The 23490-nt window shown below is 71.6% G+C and carries 21 protein-coding genes; 10 read left to right on the forward strand and 11 right to left on the reverse strand.

Annotated features, from left to right (window positions below; translation table 11 throughout):
- Positions 1-56: 56 nt before the first annotated feature.
- A complete protein-coding gene (locus tag AB0C87_RS39765; protein ID WP_360581766.1) occupies positions 57-1334 on the forward strand; it encodes an alpha/beta hydrolase in 1278 nt (425 codons plus the stop codon).
- Between the two features lie 10 nt (positions 1335-1344).
- Positions 1345-1539 (forward strand): DUF3046 domain-containing protein, encoded by a 195-nt coding sequence (locus AB0C87_RS39770; protein WP_345174304.1) that lies wholly within the window; start codon positions 1345-1347, stop codon positions 1537-1539.
- A gap of 6 nt (positions 1540-1545) precedes the next feature.
- Here AB0C87_RS39770 and AB0C87_RS39775 read toward each other — a convergent pair whose 3' ends face one another.
- From AB0C87_RS39775 to AB0C87_RS39785, 3 genes are all read right to left on the reverse strand, one after another.
- Complete coding sequence (locus tag AB0C87_RS39775) at positions 1546-2703, reverse strand: glutathionylspermidine synthase family protein (RefSeq protein WP_345174305.1); 1158 nt, start codon at positions 2701-2703, stop codon at positions 1546-1548.
- A 3-nt stretch (positions 2704-2706) separates the two neighbouring features.
- Positions 2707-3075: a hypothetical protein gene (locus AB0C87_RS39780; protein ID WP_345174308.1), complete on the reverse strand. Its 369-nt coding sequence runs from the start codon at positions 3073-3075 to the stop codon at positions 2707-2709.
- 110 nt (positions 3076-3185) lie between these two features.
- Positions 3186-4052 carry an ATP-grasp domain-containing protein gene (locus tag AB0C87_RS39785; protein ID WP_345174310.1) on the reverse strand — a complete coding sequence of 289 codons (867 nt, stop codon included), beginning with the start codon at positions 4050-4052 and terminating at the stop codon, positions 3186-3188.
- Positions 4053-4294: 242 nt separating this feature from the next.
- On the opposite strand from AB0C87_RS39785, the gene recA reads away from it, so the two are divergent.
- The 4 genes from recA to AB0C87_RS39805 all read left to right on the forward strand — a co-directional run bounded on the left by recA (position 4295) and on the right by AB0C87_RS39805 (position 9727).
- The gene (gene recA, locus AB0C87_RS39790) at positions 4295-5428 is read left to right on the forward strand and encodes a recombinase RecA (RefSeq protein ID WP_353833601.1); all 1134 of its coding nucleotides are present in this window, start codon (positions 4295-4297) and stop codon (positions 5426-5428) included.
- 154 nt (positions 5429-5582) lie between these two features.
- Positions 5583-6101, forward strand: a complete 519-nt coding sequence (locus AB0C87_RS39795) for a regulatory protein RecX (RefSeq protein ID WP_345174315.1) — start codon at positions 5583-5585, stop codon at positions 6099-6101.
- A 704-nt stretch (positions 6102-6805) separates the two neighbouring features.
- Positions 6806-8377 (forward strand): ribonuclease Y, encoded by a 1572-nt coding sequence (rny, locus tag AB0C87_RS39800; protein ID WP_360581767.1) that lies wholly within the window; start codon positions 6806-6808, stop codon positions 8375-8377.
- 117 nt (positions 8378-8494) lie between these two features.
- Positions 8495-9727, forward strand: a complete 1233-nt coding sequence (locus tag AB0C87_RS39805) for a glycerophosphodiester phosphodiesterase family protein (protein WP_360581768.1) — start codon at positions 8495-8497, stop codon at positions 9725-9727.
- On the opposite strand, the gene AB0C87_RS39810 is transcribed toward AB0C87_RS39805, so the two are convergent.
- The 5 genes from AB0C87_RS39810 to AB0C87_RS39830 form a co-directional block, all read right to left on the reverse strand.
- Positions 9728-11740 carry a prolyl oligopeptidase family serine peptidase gene (locus AB0C87_RS39810; protein WP_345174322.1) on the reverse strand — a complete coding sequence of 671 codons (2013 nt, stop codon included), beginning with the start codon at positions 11738-11740 and terminating at the stop codon, positions 9728-9730.
- 176 nt (positions 11741-11916) lie between these two features.
- Positions 11917-12900, reverse strand: coding sequence for an amino acid ABC transporter permease (locus AB0C87_RS39815; RefSeq protein WP_345174324.1), 984 nt, complete (start codon positions 12898-12900; stop codon positions 11917-11919).
- Positions 12897-13580 (reverse strand): amino acid ABC transporter permease, encoded by a 684-nt coding sequence (locus AB0C87_RS39820; protein ID WP_345174326.1) that lies wholly within the window; start codon positions 13578-13580, stop codon positions 12897-12899. Before AB0C87_RS39820 ends, AB0C87_RS39815 begins: the two co-directional genes overlap by 4 nt.
- Positions 13581-13690: 110 nt before the next feature.
- A complete protein-coding gene (locus tag AB0C87_RS39825; RefSeq protein ID WP_345174328.1) occupies positions 13691-14560 on the reverse strand; it encodes a glutamate ABC transporter substrate-binding protein in 870 nt (289 codons plus the stop codon).
- Positions 14561-14598: 38 nt separating this feature from the next.
- Positions 14599-15414 carry an amino acid ABC transporter ATP-binding protein gene (locus AB0C87_RS39830; RefSeq protein ID WP_345174329.1) on the reverse strand — a complete coding sequence of 272 codons (816 nt, stop codon included), beginning with the start codon at positions 15412-15414 and terminating at the stop codon, positions 14599-14601.
- A gap of 178 nt (positions 15415-15592) precedes the next feature.
- Between AB0C87_RS39830 and miaB the strand changes: the two genes are divergently transcribed.
- Positions 15593-17134, forward strand: a complete 1542-nt coding sequence (gene miaB / locus AB0C87_RS39835; RefSeq protein WP_353833598.1) for a tRNA (N6-isopentenyl adenosine(37)-C2)-methylthiotransferase MiaB — start codon at positions 15593-15595, stop codon at positions 17132-17134.
- A 22-nt stretch (positions 17135-17156) separates the two neighbouring features.
- On the opposite strand, the gene AB0C87_RS39840 is transcribed toward miaB, so the two are convergent.
- The gene (locus AB0C87_RS39840) at positions 17157-17465 is read right to left on the reverse strand and encodes an antitoxin (RefSeq protein ID WP_345174333.1); all 309 of its coding nucleotides are present in this window, start codon (positions 17463-17465) and stop codon (positions 17157-17159) included.
- Between the two features lie 121 nt (positions 17466-17586).
- Here AB0C87_RS39840 and miaA point away from each other — a divergent pair, with 121 nt between their 5' ends.
- Complete coding sequence (gene miaA, locus AB0C87_RS39845) at positions 17587-18498, forward strand: tRNA (adenosine(37)-N6)-dimethylallyltransferase MiaA (RefSeq protein ID WP_360581781.1); 912 nt, start codon at positions 17587-17589, stop codon at positions 18496-18498.
- 8 nt (positions 18499-18506) lie between these two features.
- The gene (gene dapF / locus AB0C87_RS39850) at positions 18507-19307 is read left to right on the forward strand and encodes a diaminopimelate epimerase (protein WP_360581769.1); all 801 of its coding nucleotides are present in this window, start codon (positions 18507-18509) and stop codon (positions 19305-19307) included.
- Positions 19308-19540: 233 nt separating this feature from the next.
- Here the strand turns inward: dapF and AB0C87_RS39855 are convergent, their stop codons facing one another.
- Both AB0C87_RS39855 and AB0C87_RS39860 read right to left on the reverse strand, forming a co-directional pair.
- Positions 19541-21502 carry a histidine kinase gene (locus tag AB0C87_RS39855; RefSeq protein ID WP_360581770.1) on the reverse strand — a complete coding sequence of 654 codons (1962 nt, stop codon included), beginning with the start codon at positions 21500-21502 and terminating at the stop codon, positions 19541-19543.
- 268 nt (positions 21503-21770) lie between these two features.
- Positions 21771-22382, reverse strand: a complete 612-nt coding sequence (locus AB0C87_RS39860) for a TetR/AcrR family transcriptional regulator (protein WP_360581771.1) — start codon at positions 22380-22382, stop codon at positions 21771-21773.
- 99 nt (positions 22383-22481) lie between these two features.
- Between AB0C87_RS39860 and AB0C87_RS39865 the strand changes: the two genes are divergently transcribed.
- Positions 22482-23465 (forward strand): hypothetical protein, encoded by a 984-nt coding sequence (locus AB0C87_RS39865; protein WP_353832568.1) that lies wholly within the window; start codon positions 22482-22484, stop codon positions 23463-23465.
- The last annotated feature ends 25 nt before the right edge of the window (positions 23466-23490 follow it).

Genomic DNA, 23490 nt, shown 5'->3' on the forward strand with positions numbered 1-23490 from the left:
AGCGCTTGTATGGTCATGGTGGAGCGGGCAGGCCCACGTTCCGCAAGGGAGTAGCGATGCCTTACGTCCTCCTCGCCCTGGGCGTCCTGTTCGCCCTGACGGCGGCCAACGCGTACGCCCCGCGGCGCAGCCCCGGCCTCCTCACCGCGAGCTTCTTCGCGGGCTGGCTCACGATCGAGCTGGCACCGCACGTCCTGGTCACCTGGGCCGCCGCCGCGGCCCTGGCCGCGGCCTTCGGGGGACTGGAAGGCTGGGCGGGCTGGACCGGGCTCGCCCTGGCGGTCCTCGGCATGGCGGGCGTCGCGGCCACCCTCGCGGCTTCCCGCCGGACGGTCGTCACCCTCCGGGACAGCGGCGCTCCCCTCGAACTGGACCCGGAGGGCGCGCCGCGCTACCCGCTCGGACACCTGATCGTCCCCCCGCTGTGCCTGGTCCCGCGCAAGGGCGTCCGCGTCGAACGCAACGTCGTGTACCGGCAGGAAGGCCGCCTGCGCCTGAAACTGGACGTCTTCCGTCCCGCGGCCGAACGCGCCGACGGCGAGCTGCGCCCGGGGCTCATGCAGATCCATGGCGGAGCCTGGGTGATCGGCGACAAGCGCGAGCAAGGGCTGCCGCTGCTCAACCACATGGCCGTCCAGGGATGGGTCGGCTTCAACGTCAACTACCGGCTCAGCCCGCGCGCCACCTGGCCGGAGCACCTGATCGACCTGAAGCACTTCGTCGCCTGGTACAAGGAGCACGCCGAGGAGTACGGGGCAGACCCCGACTTCCTGTGCGTGACCGGGGGGTCGGCCGGAGGGCACCTCACCGCGATGGTGGCCCTGACCGCGAACGTCCCCGAATTCCAGCCGGGCTTCGAGGACGCGGACACCACGGTGCAGGGCGCGGTCCCCTTCTACGGCTTCTACAACTTCTTCGAGCCGGGAACGTTTCCCCGCCCCTTCGGCACCACCCGCCTCATGGAACGGATGGTCATCAAGCAGCCCTTCGCGGAGAACCAGGAGGCGTACGCCAAGGCGTCCCCGGTCACCTACGTCCGCGAAGACGCGCCGCCCTTCTTCGTCATCCACGGGAGCCGCGACTCGCTCATCCCCGTGGTCGAGGCCCGCCGATTCGTCGAGCGGCTGCGGGAGGTCTCCGACTCGCCCGTCCTCTACGCCGAGATGCAGGGCGCCCAGCACGGCTTCGACGTCTTCCCCTCCTACCGGACGGCCCGGGTCATCGAAGGCGTCGAACGGTACCTGACGGGCCTGCACCGCCAGTACCGCCAGGGCCGCGCCCCCGAGGTGCCCGGCGAGGTGACGCGGTCCCTGGGAGAACCATCCGTCGGATAGCGTGGGACACGTGCGGCTAACACTCTTCTGGGATCGGATGAACCAGCAGTTCGGCGAGCACTACGCCGAGAGCGTGGCCAAGGACTACGTCATGGCCGAGCTGGGCGGCCGCACCATCGAACAGGCCCTCGCTGAGGGTGAATCCGCCAAGAAGGTCTGGCAGGCGGTCGTGGCCACCTTCGACGTCCCCGCGACCCTGCGCTAGGGCCGTCTACAGCGCGATGCGGTGCGGGACGAAGGACGACGTGTCGTCGGTGATGAGCCCGGACGTCTCCCTGATACCGATGCCTGCGGCCCCGTCGTGGACCACCCACGCGCCGAGCACGGGGTGTTCGCCGTCGAACTCCGGCAGCGCGCAGAACTCCTGGAAGACGTACCCCTCCGCGCCGTAGTCGCCCTGGGTCCGCTGCTCGGAACCGTCCGGCGTGACGATGCGCATGCTCGCGCCCTCCCGCCCGAGCAGCGGCTTCTGCACATAGGACGTCAGGTTCGACGGAGTGTTGAGGTAGGTGGGCAGCAGGTTGGGGTGGCCGGGGAACAGCTCCCACAGCAGAACGAGCAGCGCCTTGTTGGAGAGCACCATCTTCCAGATCGGCTCTATCCACGACGTCGGCGTCCCCGGGATGTTGCTCCCGAACGGCTCGGCGACGATCCACTCCCAGGGGTAGAGCTTGCAGAGCGTCCCGATCGCTTGCTCGTCGAGGTCGACGAAGCGTCCGCGCGCGGGGTCCCAGCCGATGTCCTCCATGGCGATCGCCACGCCGGGCAGGCCCGCCTCCTCGGCGGTCTCCTGCATGTAGGCGATCGTCATGACCTCCTCGCCGGTCTCGTCACCGGTGGTCCAGGCGAAGTGGACGGGCCCGCCGCCCACGGTGGGCGCCAACTCCTTCCAGCGCGCCACGAACCGCTCGTGGATGGAGTTCCACTGGTCGTCCTCGGGGTGGGTGTCCTGCAGCCAGTACCACTGGACGACGGAGCTCTCCACAAGCGCGGTCGGCGTATCGGCGTTGTACTCCAGGAGCTTGGCGGGCCCCTTGCCGTCGTAGCGCAGATCGAACCGCCCGTACAGGTGCGGGTCGCCGCGCCGCCACGACTCCTCGATCAGGGGCGCCACCCAGTCGGGGATGCCGAGGACGTGGTAACGACCGGTGGACACGACGTGCTCCACCACGTCCAGGCACATCCGGTGCAGTTCCTCGACGACGCCTTCGAGGGCCAGGACCTCGTCCATGTCGAAGACGTAGTGCACGGACTCGTCCCAGTAGGGCCGGGTCAGATGCTCGGGGTGCGCGGTGCGGTGGAAGGCCAGGCCGTGCGCCTCGACCTTCTCCGCCCAGCCCTCGCGCGGCGCGGAACGGACTCGGCGCACGGGTCAGCTCCCGCCCCGGCCGCCGCCGCCGAACCCGCCGCGGCTCAGCGTCCGCCCGCCACTCGACTTGATCTTCCCCTCGGGCCGGTACTGGCTGCCGCCGGACACGAAGCCGGACCGGCTCTTCCCGCCGTAGTACCAGAAGTAGCGGTTGTAGGCGTTGTTGGCCCCGTCGTCGATGTCGCCGGCGTTGCAGTTGTCGTCCGGGACGACCTTGTAGCCGCCCTTGCCCTTGGCCGGCGCGTTGCGGTCCACGCATCTCGCCGTCGTCGAACCGGAACCGCAGGCGACGAGGGTCAACGACAGGGCGCTCACCATCCCCACCTTCACGGCGCGGGAGCTGAGCCGGCGAGTGGGCTCCTGAGGGGGCAAGGGAACACGTCCTTCTCGCGGAGGGATCGATCGGCGGCCGAGGGCCACAGGTGATGAGACGGCGAAAACCCTAATCCGGTTCGATCACGGCCACATCACCTGTGCGACTGCTATTCGGGCACGGGGAGATGGGCGTAGAGGTCCATCGCGTCCACCGACGAGGGCAGGTCGCTGACCTGGCCGTCGCCGACCTCCACCACGCGCCAGGCGCCGTCCGCGCGGCGGGCCAGGTCGGTGGTGATGAACCGGCACCCCAGGGCGCGGACGGCGGGGGCCACCGCGCCCAGGTCCGGATCGAGCTCCACGCCGGGGCTGTCGGGATGCGGGCCCACCAGGGCGGGTTCGCCGTCCACCCACCACACGCGCGCCTCGCCCTCCTCGTACTGCTCGAACTCCCGCACGACGAGGCCGCCGGCCAGATGGTCGTCGCGCAGCGCGACCATCTTCGCCGCGATGTCGTGCAGTTGCGCGAGGTTCTTCACGTCGGGGACGAAGCACGCCTCTTCCCACTCGTGCTTGCACGACTTCACGTAGTCCTTGACCACACCGGGCCCGCCGCGCAGCGGCCTGACGAGCTCACCCAGCTCGGCGAGGGGACCGGGGTCCTGGCCGGTGCCGAGAGGGCGCCAGACGCTGTGCGGGGTCAGCCCCGCGAACGTGTCGTGCCATCCCGGCAGCTCGTGCGCGCGGCGGTAGTCGTCCGGGTGCGTCAGGAGCACCGTTCCGCGGCGCTTCAGGGCGGCGGCCATCGCGCCGTACTCCTCCGCCGAGAGCATCCACCCGCGGTACCAGACCGGGCCCAGGTCGGAGGGCGCCGCGTCGACCGCGTCCTCGACGTCCCCGCGCCGCAGCGCGTCGTGGTCGATGAGTGCGATCTCGCCGTAGTGGTCCCGCACGGCGGCGGCCTCACGGGCGAAGTGGGGGTCAACGCGCCGGGGATGGAGCGGATCGACGCAGAAGAGGACGGTCAGCGTCATGATTGGAACCCTCCGTCAACCCCGCCAGGTTACGGGGTCGGGACCATCGATCGCACGGAGATTCCGCCGCAAATCGGCATGCGGGACGATGATCGAACGGATGTTCGGTAAGCTGGGCGGGTCCCGCGGCGGCGTCATCGGACCGCGCCGCGGTCGAAAGTGTCGGTGGCCCGCCGTAACGTCGCCCTCGACATCGCAAGCAGCGGCCGAGAGCCGACACATCTCAACGAGAAGGACATCTCATGGCAGCGAACGACCGGGAGAAGGCTCTCGAGACCGCACTCGCCCAGATCGAGCGGCAGTTCGGCAAGGGGTCGGTCATGCGGATGGGCGAGGAGGCGCGGGCGCCCGTCGAGGTGATCCCCACCGGCGCGATCTCGCTCGACATCGCCCTCGGCATCGGCGGCCTGCCGCGCGGCCGCGTCGTCGAGGTGTACGGCCCCGAGGGCTCCGGCAAGACCTCCATCGCGCTCCACGCCGTCGCGAGCATCCAGAGGATGGGCGGCATCGCCGCCTTCGTCGACGCGGAGCACGCGCTCGACCCCGAGTACGCCTCCAAGCTCGGCGTCGACATCGACGCCCTGCTGGTCTCCCAGCCCGACACCGGCGAGCAGGCCCTGGAGATCACCGACATGCTGATCCGCTCCGGCGCGATCGACATCGTCGTCATCGACTCCGTCGCCGCGCTGGTGCCCCGCGCCGAGATCGAGGGCGAGATGGGCGACAGCCACGTCGGCCTCCAGGCCCGCCTCATGTCGCAGGCCCTGCGCAAGCTCACCGGCGCCATCAACCAGACCAAGACCACCGCCATCTTCATCAACCAGCTCCGCGAGAAGGTCGGCGTCATGTTCGGCTCCCCGGAGACCACCACCGGCGGCCGCGCGCTGAAGTTCTACGCCTCCGTCCGCCTCGACGTCCGCCGCATCGAGACGCTCAAGGACGGCACCGAGGCCGTCGGCAACCGCGTCCGCGTCAAGGTCGTCAAGAACAAGATGGCCCCGCCCTTCCGCGTCGCCGACTTCGACCTCCTCTACGGCCTGGGCATCAGCCGCGAGGGCGGCCTGATCGACCTCGGCGTGGAGCACGGCTTCGTCCGCAAGTCCGGCGCCTGGTACACCTACGACGGCGACCAACTCGGCCAGGGCAAGGAGAACGCCCGCAACTTCCTCAAGGCCAACCCCGACCTGGCCGACGGCATCGAGAAGAAGATCAAGGAGAAGCTCGGCATCGGCCCGAAGGTCGACAAGGAGGCCGAGCCCGCCGCCGCGGGCGCCGCGGGCGCCGCCGGCGCCGCGCCCGAGCCTCCCGCTCCCGCCCCGGTCAAGGCCCCCGCCGCGAAAAGGGGCGCCAAGGCCGCCAAAACGGGTGATTCCTGACAAGGAATCCTCCGAGACGGGTGACTCTTGACGAAGAGTAAGCGATGATCTCGTATGCAGGGCGGCGGCGCCTTACCCGGCACCGCACGACCGGTGCCCGGAACTTCCCCGATGGCGCCGCCGCTCCCATGGCCTCCGCCCCCGCCGGCTCCCCGTGACGGCCGCGGGCGAGAACGGCCCAGAGGCGAAGGCGCGCGAGATCTGCCTGCGCCTCCTGTCCGCCTCCCCCCGCACCCGGGCCCAGCTGGCGGAGGCCCTGCAGCGCAAGCACATCCCCGACGACGTCGCCGAACGCGTCCTGGGCCGCTTCACCGACGTCGGCCTCATCGACGACGAGGCCTTCGCCCAGGCATGGGTCCAGTCCAGGCACGCCGGCCGAGGCCTGGGCAAGCGGGCCCTCGCCGCCGAGCTCCGCCGCCGGGGCGTTGCCAACGAGACCGTCAACGACGCCGTGGAGACCCTGGACCCCGACCAGGAGGAGCAGACGGCCCGCGCCCTGGTCGCCCGCAAGCTCCCGTCCACCCGAGGCGCCGACCCGGCCAAACGCATGCGCCGCCTGGTAGGCATGCTCGCCCGCAGGGGCTATTCACCCGCCCTGGCCTACCGAGTGGTCAAGGAAGCCCTGGCAGAAGAGGGCACCGACCCCGAAGCCCTCCCCGCCCCTCCCGACTGACCAACCCGCCACACCGCGCAAGGCACCAAAGAAAACACCGCCGCCCCGCGGCGGGCCGGGGACTCCGGGGAGTGGGAGGCGTCCTCAGACCGTTTCCCGGTGCTGGAGCGGGCCGCGTGACCGTCGGCCGTGAAGAGTCGCACCCCCGAGGGTCTCCCCACTCCTGGGCGGCTGACCGGCTCGTTGCGTCTCGCAGGGCCACAGGGAGGGCCTCGGTCAGCGGTGGCACCGACCCGAAGGATCTGCTGCCGGTGGTGACTGACCGGCCGGGTGGGTCTTGCGGGTGGGGGCGACACGCCGGGGGTGGTGGGGCGGTGTCCGGAAGGGGGGCCGGAGGCGGGGTCGGGTGACGGTGTGATGGTGCAGGTCGGAGCGGGGGACGGGGGTCAGGGGAGGCGGTAAGGAAGGAGTCACGCCGACGTTCGGTTAGTCCGGAATGCCCGTCGTTTGCTTGCTCATTACCTCTGTGCCGCTTACCGTTACGGCAGTGAGGAGTTACTCCGCGTCTCGCGGATTGCCATACGACCGAGCACGTTCCAGCAGCTGAGAGGCATAAAGGACAGCTTCGTCGACCGGATTCGGCCGGATCGCCGGGGCGCGCCGCCGCGCCGTCCCGCGATGTCGTGCATCCGTGCGCGCGAGTAAGTCCTCGCTAGGCAGGGCCTGTACTCCGGACGGGCCCGCGGCGAGGAAGGATCTGCCTCATGGAGAGCGTCCTGCTGGGTGCAGCGCTGCTGGTGACCCTGGTCGCTCTCGTGATCGTTCTGGTGCGGCGCCCCGGCACGCCCGGGAGGGCCGCGGCCGAGATGGCCCGGGCGCAGGGCGAGGCGGACGAGATCAGGGAGAGGGCCGCGAAGGACGCGCGGGCCGTCCTGGAGAAGGCCGAGCGTGAGGCGCAGCAGACCGCCGCCGCCGGGCGCGCCGAGCTCGACGAGGAGGGCCGGACCCTCCGGGACGACCTCCGCACCGTCCGGGAGGACCTGGAGCGCCGGGAGGCGCGGCTCGCCGAGCGGGAGCAGCGGCTCGACACCGAGGTGCGCCGCCTGGAGGAGTGGCAGGGGCGGCTCGCCGAGACCAAGAAGGCGCTGGAGGCCCGCGGGCGGGAGCTCGACGGCATCGCCGAGGAGCGCCGCAAGGTCCTGGAGCAGGCGGCCGGGCTGACCGCCGAGCAGGCCAAGGGCGAGCTCGTCGCGGCGATCGAGAACCAGGCGAAGCGGGAGTCGATCCCGATCGTCCGGGAGATCGAGAACGCGGCCAGGGCGGAGGGCGACAAGCGCGCCCGCAAGATCGTGACGCTGGCGATCCAGCGGGTCGCCAGCGAGCAGACGGCCGAGTCGGTGGTGTCGGTCCTGCACCTGCCGAGCGACGAGATGAAGGGCCGCATCATCGGCCGCGAGGGGCGCAACATCCGCGCCTTCGAGACCACCACGGGCGTGAACCTCATCATCGACGACACGCCGGAGGCGGTTCTGCTGAGCTGCTTCGACCCCGTGCGGCGCGAGGTCGGGCGCCTGACGCTGGAGAAGCTCGTCCTGGACGGCCGGATCCACCCGCAGCGGATCGAGGAGATCTACGAGCGCAGCCGCAGCGACGTCGAGCAGCTGTGCGTCCGCGCCGGCGAGGACGCCCTGGTCGAGGTCGGCATCGCCGACATGCACCCGGAGCTGATCGCGCTGCTCGGCCAGCTGCGGTACCGGACGTCCTACGGGCAGAACGTGCTCAAGCACCTGATCGAGTCCGCGCACATCGCGGGGATCATGGCGGGCGAGCTGCGGCTGCCGGTGGAGGTCGCCAAGCGGTGCACGCTGCTCCACGACATCGGCAAGGCGCTCACGCACGAGGTGGAGGGCAGCCACGCGCTGATCGGCGCCGAGATCGCCCGCCGCTACGGCGAGCACGAGGACGTCGTCCACGCGATCGAGGCGCACCACAACGAGGTCGAGGTCCGGACCGTGGAGGCCGTGCTCACCCAGGCCGCCGACGCGGTGAGCGGCAGCCGGCCGGGGGCGCGCCGCGAGTCGCTGGAGGCCTACGTCAAGCGGCTGGAGCGGCTGGAGGAGATCGCCCGCGACCGGCACGAGGGCGTGGAGAAGGTCTTCGCGATGCAGGCGGGCCGCGAGATCCGGGTGATGGTGAAGCCCGACGCGGTCGACGACATCCAGGCGCAGGTGATCGCCCGCGACATCGCCAAGCAGGTCGAGGACGAGCTGACCTATCCCGGCCAGATCCGCGTCACGGTCGTCCGGGAGTCCCGGGCGATCGAGTTCGCCCGCTGACCGGCCGCGATCCGGCGACCGGTCGGTTCGTTGGGGTTTGGAGGAAATTAAGCGGCCGGTCTGGTGTTCGCAAGCTCCCGCGGTGATGATCAAGTCATTTCCAGGCGGGAGGATTGCGTGAACAGGATCGCCATGATCGGGGGCGGGGCCGTGCTGGCCGCCGCCCTCGCCTTCGCGGGCAGTGCCCAGGCCGCGCCGCAGGCCGCGGGGAAGCGGGCGCACGCGGTGATCGTCGGGCATCGCGGGTCGCCGGGGCAGGCCCCCGAGGAGACGCTCGCGTCCTACCGCGACGGGGTCCGCGACCGGGCCGACGTGCTGGAGGGCGACGTGCAGCTCACGGCCGACAAGCAGATCGTGCTCGTGCACGACGACACCCTCGCCCGGACCACCGACGTCGAGCAGGTCTTCCCCGACCGGGCCCCGTGGAGGGTGGGCCAGTTCACGCTGGCCGAGATCAAGAAGCTGGACGCCGGGTCCTGGTTCGACGCCCGGTACGCGGGCCAGCGGGTGCCCACCCTGAAGGAGCTGCTCGCCGTCAGGGACAGGGACACCGGGCTCAGCCTGGAGCTGAAGGCGCCCGCCAACAGCCCGGGGATCGCCACGCTGCTCGCCGGGGAGCTGAACGCGGCGGGCCTCACCGACGGCGGCACGCTCAGGTCGGGGGCCTACCGGGTGCAGGTCCACTCCCGCGACCAGGAGGCGCTCAAGGAGTTCCACGCGTCCGCGCCCAAGGTCCAGCTGTCCTACCTGACCGGCGGGAAGATGCTCTCCGACGACGAGCTGACCGCTCTGGCGGGCTGGACGGTCAGCGTGTACGCCCACCCCAGGGCGACCAGCGCCGACGACGTCAGGCGCGCGCACGCCAAGGGCCTGAAGGTGTTCAGCGACCCGGTGGACAGCCCGGCCGAGGTCTCCATGGGGGCGAACCAGGGCTATGACTGGCTCGCGACGAACTTCCCCGCCACCACCCGGCGGATCCTCGACGGCCGCAGGCCCTTCCCCGGCGCGAACGGCGTCGTGATCGACAGTGTCTTCCCCGACCCGAGCGGCGACGACGCCCAGCCGGAGAAGAGCGAGCACGTGGTGCTGCGCAACACGACGTCCAGGCCGGTCGACGTGAGCGGCGGCTACCTGCGCGACCAGGCGAGCAACCTGATGCGGATCGGCCCCGGATACGTGATCCCGCCGGGCAGCCTGCTGCGCGTCTACGTCGGCCCCGGCACGAACCGCCCCGACGCCTACTACAACGGCCTGACAGTCGGCTTCCTGAACAACACCTCAGGGGACACGGTGTCGTTCTTCCGGGCCGACCACACGCTGCTCGACATCTCCTCCTACATCGTTCCCTGATCAGCCGATCGTGAGGTCGACGGGTTCGACGCCGCGAGGCTCGAACCCGAGGGTCTGGCCGTAGAACGCCAGCTCCGCCTCCAGGCAGCGGATCACCGTGTCGGCCTTGCGGAAGCCGTGCGACTCGCCCTCGAAGGTGAGGTAGGCGTACGGCATCTTCTTCTCGGCCAGCGCCTGCGCGAACCGTTCGGACTGGTCCGGCGGCACGATCGGGTCGCTCAGCCCTTGCAGGAGCAGGACGGGGCAGGCCGTGCGGTCGGCGCGGTTGATCGGCGAGCGCTCCTCGTAGGCGCGCTCGAATCCGGGGAGGGGGCCGATGAGGCCGAACAGGTAGTGGGACTCGAAGTCGTGGGTGCTCTCGGCGAAGCGCTGCAGGTCGCTGATCCCGAAGTAGGACGTGGCGGCCTTGAACACGTCGGTCTGCGTGATCGCCGCGAGCGTCGTCCAGCCCCCGGCCGAGCCGCCGCGGATCGCCAGGCGCTCCGGGTCGGCGATGCCGCCGTCGACGAGGGCGCGGGCGGCGGCGACGGCGTCCTCGACGTCGACCACGCCCCACTGGCGGCGCAGCCGCTCCCGGTAGGCGCGGCCGTAGCCGGCCGACCCGCCGTAGTTGACGTCGATCACGCCGATGCCGCGGCTGGTGAAGTACGCGCGCTCCATGTCGAGCACCGTCGACACGCGCCCGGTGGGACCGCCGTGCACGAACACCACGTAGGGCGGCAGCTCGTCGTCCGGCCCGGCCGCCTCCGGGTTGGTCGGCGGGAACACGTAGGCGTGGACGGGGCGGCCGAACGGCCCCTCCAGGCGCTCGGCGCGCGGCCGGGACAGGTACGCGACGTCGGGCACCTCGGCCCGCTCCCGGCGCAGCCCCTCCACGCGCCCGGTGGTGGTGTCGACCCGCACCACCGAGGCCGGCAGGTCCGGGCCGCCGGCGATCCCCACGATCGTCGAGCCGTCCGTGGACAGCTGCGGCGCCCAGTGCTCGTAGGGGACCTCCAGGTCGACGAGGTCGAGGGTGTCGGTGTCGTACACGCCGAGCCGCATGTCGCCCTCGCCGTGCAGGACGGCGAGGCGCCCGTCGCCGAGCAGCGCGTACGGCATGCCGCCGAGCTGCCACAGCGGCGCGGCGAACTCCTCCTCGGCCGGGTAGAGCGCCTGCGCGGACTCCCCGTGCAGGCCGACCTGGTAGATGTTCCACCAGCCGGGCCAGTCGGAGATCACGTACAGGGACTCGTCGTCGCGCCAGAGCGGCGCCAGGGCCGACTCGGTGAGGCCGCCCTTGACGGTGCGGGGCGAGACCACCGCGCCGTCCTCGATCGCCGCGACGCGCACCTCGGTGCCGTCCCACGGCATGCGGGGGTGGTTCCACTGCACCCACGCCAGGTGCCCTCCGCCGGGGGACGGCACGGGGCCCGCGTAGAACTGCGCGCCCGAGACCAGTTCGCGGATCGCGCCGGCGTCGCCGGCGGCGCTGCCGTCCAGCGGGACGGCGACGATGGCGCGCCGGATGCCCGTGGCGGGCTGCTCTTCGGCGCCCTGCTCGGCCTCGGGGGCCGCGGGCTCGGCGATGTGGCCCTCGCAGACGCACCAGACCTCCGTCCCGTCCGGGGACAGGACGTAGTCGGCGTACCGCAGGCCCGCCGGGACGGCGGGCTCGGGTGTCAGCGGGTACGGCTTCGGGTCGCCCTCGTCGAGCCGGTGCAGCCGCTGGTCCTCGTAGTTGGAGAACACGACGGACCACCCCGCGCCGGTGCGGACCGGCAGGTAGGACCGGCCGCCGTACTCGTGGACGCGGGTGCGCGCGTCCCACGGGGCCTGCAGCAGCTCGGTGCGATGACCGTCCTTCAGATGGACGACCGTGGCCCGTCCGCCCTCCTCAGGCCGCGTCTCCTGCCACCACACGTCGTCGCCCGCGACGGTGGGGAAGCTGAGGCGCAGCCGGGCGCGGGCGACATCGGCCGCAGAGATGGGTGAAGGCCATGAGCCGTAGGGAAGGGTCGCACGAGCGGTCATAACAGGAATCGTCCCGCATACGGGGATCGGTTGGGGCCATGACGGGCCGTTTGAGCTCGGAAAGATACAAGCTCGTCCCCGGGAAACCCGCCGGTAACATCAGGGTTCGCCCGCCCCGGAGACAGCGGCGGGCGCCGCCGGAGAACGGCGGCGCCCCTCGCGGACGAGCGGATCCCTCAGACGGTCTGCTGGGTCACCCCGACCCCGGCGACGGGAGCGGGGCCGCCCGAGCCCATCGTCTTGGCCTCGGTCTTGCGGCTGCGGCGGCTGCGCCCCTCCAGCCACGTGGCCACGCGGCTCAGCGACATGTTGATCGCGATGTAGATGACCGCGACGACGATGCCGGCCTGGAGCACGTTGTTGCTGTAGTTCGCCGGCACCTGCTTGAAGCCGGCCTGCAGGAACTCGCCGTAGGCGATGATGAACCCGAGCGCGGTGTCCTTGAGCAGGACGACGATCTGGCTCACGATCGCCGGCATCATCACCGTGATCGCCTGCGGCAGCAGCACCAGCCGCATGACGCCGTTCTTGCGGAGCCCGATGGAGTAGGCGGCCTCCGACTGCCCCTTCGGGATCGACAGGACGCCCGCGCGCACCACCTCGGCGAGCACGGAGCCGTTGTACATCGTCAGGCCGAACACGACCGCGGCGAACGCGGGCACGGTGACCGTCCCGGCGTTGATCTCCACCCCGAAGATCGAGAAGAAGTAGTCCACCGAGAAGCGCTGCAGGGTGCCGAACTGGGACTCGGCGATCGCGGGGCTGATCTTGTTCGGGACGAAGAACGCCAGGAAGATCAGGATCAGCAGCGGGATGCCGCGGAAGAACTCCACCACGGCGCCGGCCGGAACGCGGACCCACCAGTGGTCCGACAGCCGGGCCAGCCCGAACACGACGCCGAACAGCAGGGCCAGGACCGTGGCGACGACGGCGGCCTTCAGCGTGTTCATCAGGCCGGGCAGGAGCAGGTGCCTCCACACCGTCCACTTCAGGAACGGCGTCCAGAGCTTCTCCTCGAACTGCCCCTTGTCGCTGAGGCGCCAGATCAGCGCGGCCATGACGGCCGCGAACACGACCGACACGACGGCGGTCAGGACCGCGTTGCGCACCCGGGCCCGGGGGCCGGGGATGTCGAAGAGAACTGTCGCTTCCTTGCTCATCGCGCCACCGCCATCCGCTTGGCGAGCCAGCCGAAGAAGTATCCGGTCGGCAGGGTGAGGATCAGGAAGCCGATCGACACGCCGAGGAAGAGGGGGATGACCCCGTTGGCGAACGTGGGCTTGTCGATGATCGTCTTGGTGACCAGCGCGACCTCGGCGTAGCTCGCGGCCGCGGCCACCGTCGTGTTCTTGATCATCGCGATCAGCACGCTGCCCAGCGGGGCGATGATCGCCCGGAACGCCTGCGGCAGGATGATCATCCGGAGGGACTGGGTGAAGGTCAGCCCGATCGAACGGGCCGCCTCAGCCTGCCCCAGCGGGACGGTGTTGATGCCCGAGCGCAGGGTCTCGCACACGAAGGCGCCGGTGTAGGCCGACAGGCCGAGGACCGCCCACCAGTAGTAGGTCGTCGAGGAGTTCTCGGAGAACTTCAGCGCGAGGATGTCGTTCAGGCCCAGGCTGCACATCAGCAGCACCAGGGTGAGCGGCGTGTTGCGCACGATGTTGACGTAGCCCGTGCCGAACGCGCGGAGCACCGGAACCGGCGAGACCCGGAAGCTCGCCAGGAGGGTCCCGATGATCAGGGACAGCACCGCCGCGGCGGCCGCGAGGCGCAGGGTCGCCCAGAACCCTTGGAGGATCTCGTCGAAGTTGTCGAAGAACGGGCTGAAGTCAAACATTGCTCAGCTGTTTCATCACGTTCCAGCGGGAGTCAGGCCAGGCCGACGCGTCCCCGGGCGATGCTGGTCGGGGACGCGCCGGCGTGACGGGCGTCAGTCGCGGCCCTGGATCAGGCGCAGCCTTCCATCTGCGGGGCGGTCGTGACGAGCTTGAGCCCGGTGCCCGCGAAGTGCTTCTCCAGCAGGGTCTTGGCCGTGCCGTCGGAGTACATCTGGGAGATGGCCTTGTTGACGGCCTCGCAGGTCTCGGTGTCGCCCTTCTTCAGGCCGACGCCGTACTTCTCGTCGGTGAAGGGGTCGTTGATGACCTTGAAGGAGCCCTTCTGCTGGTTGGCGAAGCCGGCCAGGATCAGGTCGTCGGTGCTGACCGCGTCCAGGGCGCCGGACTTCAGCTTGCTCACGCACTCGGAGTAGCTGGAGGCGTCGACCAGCGTGACGCCCTTGATGTTGAGCTTGCCGTCCGGCGGGCCCTCGGTGATGCGGCGGAAGGAGTTGGAGCCGGCCGCCTTGCAGAGCTTCTTGCCCTTGAGGTCGGTGGCCTTCTTGATGCTGCTGTTGTCGGCCTTGACCATCGTGTCCTGGTGGGCGACGTAGTACGGCCCGCCGAAGGTCACCTGCGACTTGCGCGCGTCGGTGATGGAGTAGGTGGCGACCACGAGGTCGACCTGCCCGCCGCCGAGGAACGACTCGCGGTTGGCGGAGGTCGTCTCCTTGAACGTGATGCCGTTCTCGGGGACGCCGAGCGACTTCGCGATGTACTTGGCGACGTCGACGTCGAAGCCGTCGAAGCTGCCGTCGGGCTTCTTCAGACCGAGCGCCGGCTGGTCGAACTTGATGCCGATGGTCAGCTTCTTGTCGTCCTTGGCCTTCTGGACGACCGTCTTGGCCTCGGTCTTCTCGGTGTCGCTGCCGCACGCGCTGAGCGCCAGCGACAGCGCCATCCCCGCCCCGATGAGGGCGCCGAAACGACGTACTCGCATACTCGTCCTACCTCTGCTCTCTGCCGGAGCCCCGCGGCTCAGTGCGTGAGGATCTTTGAAAGGAAGTCCTTCGCGCGCTCGGTCCGCGCGTTGGTGAAGAACTCGTCGGGGGTGTTCTCCTCGACGATCTGGCCGTCCGCCATGAACACGACCTTCTGCGCGGCCCGGCGGGCGAAGCCCATCTCGTGCGTGACGACGATCATCGTCATGCCCTCGCGGGCCAGTCCCGTCATGACGTCCAGGACCTCGTTGACCATCTCCGGGTCCAGCGCCGAGGTGGGCTCGTCGAAGAGCATCACCTTCGGCTTCATCGCGAGGGAGCGCGCGATCGCGGCGCGCTGCTGCTGCCCGCCGGACAGCTGCGCGGGGTACTTGTGGGCCTGGTTGGCGATGCCGACCCGGTCGAGCAGTTCCATCGCGTGCTTCTGCGACTCCTGCTTGCCCTGCCCGCGGACCTTCACCGGCCCGAGCGTGACGTTCTCGAGGATCGTCTTGTGGGCGAACAGGTTGAACGACTGGAACACCATGCCCACGTCGGCGCGGAGCCTCGCGAGGTCCTTGCCCTCCTTGGGCAGCTCCTTGCCGTCCACGAGGATCGTGCCCTCGTCGATCGGCTCCAGCCGGTTGATCGACCGGCACAGGGTCGACTTACCGCCGCCGGAGGGGCCGATGACGACGACGACCTCACCGGAGTTCACGGTGAGGTTGATGTCCTTGAGGACGTGCAGCTCGCCGAAGTGCTTGTTGACGTGCTCGACTACGACGAGCGGCCGGCCACCTGCGGCGGCAGGCTCCGGGGTGGAGTCCTCCGGCCCGGTCTTGGTGAGCTCGGGCCCGCTTTCGCTGTCCGTCATGGGCACGGACTTTATGTCATCGCCGGTAGTGCCCGAGTTGCCGCGCGGTACCGATACGATCACGAATACCCACGTCGGACGGGGTTCGGTCGTGGCGGAGAGTGATCATAAAAGGCGGCGGCGGGGTGCGCCGCCCGTTCCGCCATGTCGCGCCGGGCCCGTAACCTGGATGACTGTCATGAGTGCGCCAATGGAGACGGCTCCCCGTACGTACGAGATCCGTACCTACGGATGCCAGATGAACGTCCACGACTCCGAGCGGCTGTCGGGGCTGCTGGAGTCGGCCGGGTACGTCCGCGCGGGGGAGGCCGAGCCCGACGTCGTGGTCTTCAACACATGCGCGGTGCGGGAGAACGCCGACAACCGCCTTTACGGCAACCTCGGCCACCTTCGCCCCGTGAAGGACGGCCATCCCGGCATGCAGATCGCCGTCGGCGGCTGCCTGGCCCAGAAGGACCGCGACACCATCGTCAAGCGCGCCCCCTGGGTGGACGTGGTGTTCGGCACGCACAACATCGGGTCGCTGCCCGCGCTGCTCGAACGCGCGCGGGTGCGGGACGAGGCGCAGGTCGAGATCGAAGAGTCGCTGGTGACCTTCCCCTCGACGCTGCCGACGCGCCGCGAGTCCCCCTACGCCGCCTGGGTGTCGATCTCCGTGGGGTGCAACAACACCTGCACGTTCTGCATCGTCCCGTCCCTGCGCGGCAAGGAGCGCGACCGCCGGCCGGGGGAGATCCTCGCCGAGGTCGAGGCGCTGGTCGCCGAGGGCGCCCTGGAGATCACGCTGCTGGGCCAGAACGTCAACGCCTACGGTTCGGGCTTCGGCGCCCTGGCCGGCGCGCCCGACGAGGTCCGCGCGATGACCGGGGGCGGGCAGTCGGCGTTCGCGGGGCTGCTGCGGGCCTGCGGCGGCGTCGAGGGCCTGGAGCGGGTCCGGTTCACCTCCCCGCACCCGAAGGACTTCACCGACGACGTGATCGCCGCGATGGCGGAGACGCCGAACGTGATGCCGTCCCTGCACATGCCGCTGCAGTCCGGTTCGGACGCGGTGCTGCGCGCGATGCGCCGGTCGTACCGGCAGGCGCGCTACCTCGGCATCATCGAGAAGGTCCGGGCCGCGATCCCGGACGCGGCGATCACCACCGACATCATCGTCGGCTTCCCCGGCGAGACCGAGGCCGACTTCGAGGAGACCCTGCACGTGGTGCGGGAGGCCCGGTTCTCGTCGGCGTTCACGTTCCAGTACTCCAAGCGCCCCGGCACCCCGGCGGCGACCATGGACGGCCAGCTGCCGAAGCAGGTCGTCCAGGAGCGCTACGAGCGGCTCGTCGCCCTGCAGGAGGAGATCTCCTGGGCGGAGAACCGCAAGCAGCTCGGCCGGACCCTGGAGGTCCTTGTCGCCGAGGGCGAGGGCCGCAAGGACGAGGCGACGCGCCGGCTCTCCGGGCGGGCGCCCGACAACCGGCTCGTCCACTTCGGCGTGCCGGAGGAGCCGGTCCGCCCCGGCGACATGGTCACCGTCGAGATCACCTACGCCGCGCCGCACCACCTGGTCGCCGACAAGCCCGCGCTGGGCGTCCGCCGGACGCGCGCGGGCGACGCGTGGGAGGCGCGGCAGGGCGGAGGCGGCGGGGCCGGCGGCGTGTCGCTGGGCATGCCGTCGATCGGGCGCCCGGCCCAGCCCGCCGCGTCCGCGCCGGGCTGCTCGACCCGCCCCTGAACCGCGGTGTGATCGGGCCGGTCTAGGACGGCGGCCCGCCCGTGCCGCCGGGCTGGTCGCCCGCGCCGCCGGGCTGCCCGCCCGTCCCGCCGGGGTGCTCGCCCGCGGCGCCGGGGTGGCCGCCGGTCTCGCCGGGCTGCCCGCCCGTGCCGCCGGCCTGGCCGCCCTCGCGGTCGATGTACCGGCCGGCCTGGTCCTGGACCCGGTCGACCTTGTCGGCGTGCTTGCCGCCCGTCCGCTGGTCGAACGCGTCCCCTGCCTTCTCGACGCCCTGCTTGGCCTTGTCGGCGTGCTGCCCGAGCATCTGCTTGACCTTGTCGACGATCGACATCGAATCCCCCCGGATCCCTCGGCTCGTTCGGCGCCGCGGGCGCGGCGCGGCACCCGTTCATTCCGGCCATACCCGTTCTGTTGCCACAATCAATCCCGTGACCTCACCCAATGCCCCGCATGTGATCGCGGTCGTCGGCGCCACGGCGGCCGGCAAGTCCGACCTGGCCGTCGAGCTGGCCCTCCGGCTGGACGGGGAGGCGGTCAACGCCGACTCGATGCAGCTGTACCGCGGCATGGACATCGGCACCGCGAAGCTGTCCGCGGCCGAGATGCGCGGGGTCCCGCACCACCTGCTGGACGTCTGGGACGTCACGGCCACCGCGAGCGTCGCCGAGTACCAGCGGCTCAGCGCCGACGCCATCGCGCGGATCCGGGGCCGGGGGCGGCTGCCCGTGCTGGTCGGCGGGTCCGGGCTGTACGTGCGCGCCGCCCTCGACCGGATGGAGTTCCCGGGGACGGACCCGGCCGTGCGGGGCCGCCTGGAGGAGGAGCTGGCGCGGGTCGGGCCCGGTCCGCTGCACGAGCGGCTGCGCGGCCTGGACCCCGCGGCCGCGGAGGCGATCCTGCCGAGCAACGGCCGCCGGATCGTGCGGGCGCTGGAGGTCGTCGAGATCTCCGGCCGCCCGTTCACCGCGACCCTGCCCGAGCACCGGTACCGCTACGACGACGTCGTGCAGATCGGGCTGAGCGTGCCCCGTGACGAGCTGGACGAGCGCATCGCCCTGCGGGTGGAGCGGATGTGGGAGGCGGGCCTGGTCGACGAGGTCCGGGAGTTGGAGAAGCGGGGGCTGCGGGACGGTCTGACCGCCGGGCGCGCCCTCGGCTACGCCCAGGTGCTGCGGTTCCTGGCGGGGGAGTGGACGGAGGAGCAGGCCAGGGAGGACACCGTCCGGACGACGCGGCGTTTCGCCCGCCGCCAGGAGTCGTGGTTCCGCCGCGACCCGCGCGTGCTGTGGCTGCCCTACGACGCCCCCGACCTGGCCGATCGTGCCGAGGCCCTGGTGAGGCAAGGGCGGTCGGAGCCCATATGATCGGGGGCATGCGGTTCGTCAAGGGGCATGGCACCGAGAACGACTTCGTGATCCTCCCCGATCCGGACGGCGTCCTGGACCTCACCCCGGAGGCCGTCGCGCGGCTGTGCGACCGGCGGGCGGGGATCGGCGCGGACGGCGTCCTGCGCGCGGTCCGGACGAAGGCCGCCGACGTCGACGCCGACGCCGAGTGGTTCATGGACTACCGCAACGCCGACGGCAGCATCGCCGAGATGTGCGGCAACGGGGTGCGCGTCTTCGCCCGCTACCTGGTCGACGCGGGCCTGGCCCCGCCCGGGGAGTGGGACCTGGCCACCCGCGCGGGCCTGCGCCGCGTGACGCTCGGCCCGTCCGGGGACGTCACCGTGGAGATGGGCCGGCCGGAGCTCCTCGGCCCGGGCGAGGCGAGCCTGGCGGGCGCGAGCTTCGCGGGCGAGCGGGTCAGCGTCGGCAACCCGCATCTGGCGTGCCGCGTCACCGAGCCCGTCGCCGCACTCGACCTGTCGCGCGCCCCCGACTTCGACCCGGCGGTCTTCCCCGCGGGGGTGAACGTCGAGTTCTTCCGCGGCGTGGGGGAGCGGCACGTCGAGATGCGGGTGTACGAGCGCGGCTCGGGCGAGACCCGCTCGTGCGGCACCGGGACCGTCGCGGTGGCCGCGGCGGCGGCCGGCGGCGTCGCCGACGGCGCCGAATGGACCGTGGACGTCCCCGGCGGGCGGGTGACCGTCGTCCTGGACGGCGAGACCAGCTACCTGAGCGGCCCGGCCGTCCTGGTCGCCGAGGGCGAGACGCGGCCCGGCTGGATCTAGCGGGCGACCGTCTCACCTGGGCGTGCGCCGGTCCCGGAGCGGTCCCGGCACAGACGGGACAACTGTCCCTCTCCGGCGGGACCTTCCGCCGCATAACTTCTCTCTTGCACACCCTCTGGTGAATGGCCCGTATGGACCGGGATGGGAGCCCCGGGCCCGTACGGAGCCTGAGGGCCGGTGGCGACCTTCTTGGCGGGGGGCGGTCACCGGCCCTCCCACCCGGAGGGGGCGCCTCAGGGGGAGACGCCGTTGACCGGCAGTCTGGCGCGGACCAGGGTTCCGCCCTTGGGGCCGGGCCCCACCGTGCAGGATCCGCCCAGCTCGGCCGCGCGCTCGCGCATGGAGGACATGCCGATGCCGGAACGCACCTGGTCGGGCAGTCCCACACCGTCGTCGTCGACGGTGACGTGCAGATCGCCGTTCAGATGCAGCCGCACCTCGGCGCAGCCCGCTCCGGCGTGGCGGTGGACGTTCGTCAGCGCCTCCTGGACGATCCGGTACGCGGCGACCTCGGCGGCGGCCGGCAGGCCCTTCAGGTCGCCCTCGACGCGCACGTCCACCCGCGGGCCGTCTCCGGCGGCGACGACCCCGCCGAGCGCCTGGATCGCGCCCTCCAGCCCGAGATCGTCCAGGGCGGGCGGCCGCAGGCCGTACACGAGCTCCCTGATGTCGCCGATCGTGCGCCCCATGGTGGCGCGCAGCTCCTCCAGCAGGCCGTCGACCGCCTCGGGGTCGGTCCTGAGCGTGATGCGCGCGGCGTCCACCGTCATGGCGAGGCTGGCCAGCGTCGGCCCGAGCCCGTCGTGCAGGTCGCGGCGCAGCCGCCGCCGCTCCTCCTCCCGCGTGCGCAGGATGTGCTCCCGGGAGCGCTGGACGTCCGCGGAGAGACGCGCCGCGTTCGCCAGCTCGGCGAGGTTGCGGGCGAGGACGTTCGACAGGCGCGCGTCCGGGGTGCGGGTGACGCCGAACAGCAGGCGCCCCACCGGCTCTCCGTGCCACACCAGCGGGATGAGCTGCGGGCGGTCGCCGAGCACGCCGTCCTCCGCCGAGACCGTCCGGCCGTCGCGGTCCAGCACCTCGATCGTGACGCCGGTCGCGTGCAGGGCCGAACGCGCCACCTCGGCGGCGACGGCCAGCGCGGCGCCCGGGTTCGCGGCGGTCTGCAGCCGCCGGTTCAGCCGGTCGGCGATCCGGTACGGGTCGCGCTCGCCGTGGATGAACGCGTCCACCATGCGCTGCAGGCGCCGCCGGACGGGTTCGAAGACCGCGCCGGCGACGATCGCCCCGGCGAGCCCGGCGAGGGTGCCGCGGCCGTGGGCCAGCAGGCTCGCGGTGCCGACGAGCGCGAAGTACACGCCGGTGATGACGACGACGAGGCCCGCGTACACCAGCGTCCGGCTGACCACGAGGTCGATGTCGTACAGCCGGTAGCGGGTGATCGCGATCGCGATGCAGATGGGGACGGCGACGATGGTGAGGTCGCGCAGCGGGTCGCCGATCGGGCCGTTCTCGCCGACGAAGATGATCGCCTCGGCGAGGATGCCCGGGTAGACCACCCAGGCGATCTGCCGCCGCACGTCCGGCGGCGCCTGCACGAACCGCACGGCCACCGAGAACAGGCCCGCCGCCAGGGCGGTGACGATGACCGCGCTGATCGGGAGCGGGATCTCCTCGAACGGGTACACCGAGACGCCGTTGTGCCAGCGGCGCACGCCCGGGTCGACCGTCAGGTGCGCGCAGACGACGACCGGGACGAGGCAGGCGAGGGCGAGGGCGGGCCGGAACCACCGCGACACCAGCCGCCCGTCCGGGAAGATCAGCGGCAGCACGAGGGTCAGGGCGTAGGTGTCAACGGCCCACAGCCAGACGGCGAGCCACTGGACGAGCCCGGCCCCGGGCGCGCGGTGGAGTTCGAGCCAGGGGCCGAGGTTGAGGGAGAGCACGTACAGCGAGGCGCTGAAACCCGCGCCGACCATGAGCCAGGCGACCGTCAGGCCGGGCCTGTGCCGCAGCAGGACGGCGCCCACGGGCGTCCAGGCCAGGGCGACCAGGATCTCGGGATGCCACCACACCATCCGCAGTTCGGACGGCACGCGGGCGCCGATGATCAATGACGCGGCGACGGACGCGACCGCGGTCAGCGCGAGGAGGGCGCCCACGCGCCCCGCCGCGCGGTCGTGCTCTTCCGTCTCCATGCACACTCCCCGCCCGAAAGTAATGGAATGTTAAAACGCGCAGCTCCCTGTCCCGCAGGCTTGAGCGCGTCCGCCTCAGGACACCGCCGGACCGGTCGGGCGGAGAGCGTTCCGGTCGCGATGCATGCGGGCGTGCCGTGATGGTAGCTGGGGAAACGCCCGATATGAACGGAAGGTGCAGGTCAGCGGCCAGTCGTGGCCGCGTACCGGGCTTCCGGGCGTGTCGGCGTGCGGGGAGGGGGCGGGCGCGCGTGCGGGGAGGGACGGGTCAGGACGCCGGAGTCAGCATGCTCTCGCGCGTCAGGGCCCTCACGCCACGCCTCATGTCCTCGGCGGTGAAGTCGTCGAGGAGCAGGCGCTGGATCAGGAAGCCGGGGAAGAGCGCGAACAGCGTCTTGCCGGCGGCCACGGCGTCGGTGTCGGCGGGGAGCCGGCCGGCGCCGACCAGCCGGCGGATGTAGCGGGTCCAGGTGTCGCGCAGCCCGGCCACGTTGTCGGCGACGTACGCGGCGATCTCCGGATCGTGCGTGGCGAGCGCCCAGGCCTGGGGCGCGAGCCGGAGCGGGCCGTCCTCGCCGGACAGGGCGACGACCCGGGAGGCGAACCGCTCGGCCATCTCGTCGATGGGGAGCAGCGGGTCGCTGTCGGCGAGCACGGTGAAGAACGTGCGCAGGTCGCCGATCACGGTGGCGATGTTCGCCTCGATGATCTCGTTCTTGCTCTTGAAGTACCGGTAGACGGCGCCGGCGGAGAGCCCGGCCTCGGCGAAGACGTCCTGCATGGACGTCGCGTGGATGCCCTTGCGGATGAAGCAGGTCCGCGCCGCTTCCAGGATCTGGAGGCGGCGGCGCTCCAGGTGCTCCTCGCTGACTCTCGGCATGGCACCAATCTAAAACGAACGTTCGTTTCTTGACAAGTTCCGGAGGGGGTGCCAGGCTCCGCGCCAAAGAGAACGGACATTCGTTTTTTGGAGGAGATCGTGCGGACTTCCCCCGCCGCGCGCGCCGTCGGCGTGGCCGCCGGCGCGGCGCTGCTGCAGCTCGTCATGGTCGTGGCCTTCTCGTGGCCCGCCGCGCGGACGGCGCCGCGTGACGTCCCGGTCGTCGTGACCGGTCCGCGGGCCGCCGAGGCCGCCGACCTGCTCGACCGCGCGCGGCCGGGCGCCTTCGACGTCCGGACCGCTCCGGACGAGGCCGCCGCCCGTGCGGCGATCGCGGATCGCGAGGCCTACGGCGCGGTCGTCACGGCGCCGTCCGGCCCGAAGGTGCTCACCGCCTCCGCCGCCTCGCCGCTGGTCGCCCAGCAGCTCGGCGCGATGGCGACGCGGCTCAGTCCCGGGGGCGCCCCGGTGTCCCCGCCCGTCCAGGACGTGGTCGCCGCGGACTCCGACGACCCCCGCGGGGCGGGTTTCGGCGCTCTCGCGCTACCGCTGGTCATGTCCGGGCTCGCGGCCGCGGTGCTGCTGACGTTCGCCATCCCGTCCCTCGCCTGGCGCACCGCCGGCACGGCGATCTTCGCCGTGCTGGGCGGGTTGGACGTCGCCTGGATCGCGCAAGGCTGGCTGTCGCTGCTTCCCGGCTCCTACGTCACGCTCGCCGGAGTCATGGCGCTGACCGTCCTCGCCGTGACCGGAACCGTGGTCGGCTTGGCCGCCGCCATCGGCCGCGCCGGCTTCGGACTCGGCGCGCTGACGCTGCTGCTGCTCGGCAATCCTCTGTCGGCGGCCACCTCGGCGCCCGAGCTGCTGCCGCAGCCGTGGGGCGCGATCGGCCAGTACCTGCCGCCGGGTGCGTCGGCCACCCTCCTTCGGTCGGCGGCGTTCTTCGACGGCGCCGGAGGCGCCCGCCCGCTCGCCGTCCTGGCGGCCTGGGCCACTGCCGGTCTCGGGCTCGTGGTCTTCGGCGGTCTGCGGAGGCGTTCGGCCGGCGAGGCCGAGCGCGGCCGCGAACCGGCGCTCGCGTGACCCTCAAGGCCGTGACTCTTGGCGA

Origin of the sequence: Actinomadura sp. NPDC048021, from assembly GCF_040653135.1 — a bacterium.
Classification (GTDB): Bacteria; Actinomycetota; Actinomycetes; order Streptosporangiales; family Streptosporangiaceae; genus Spirillospora; species Spirillospora verrucosospora.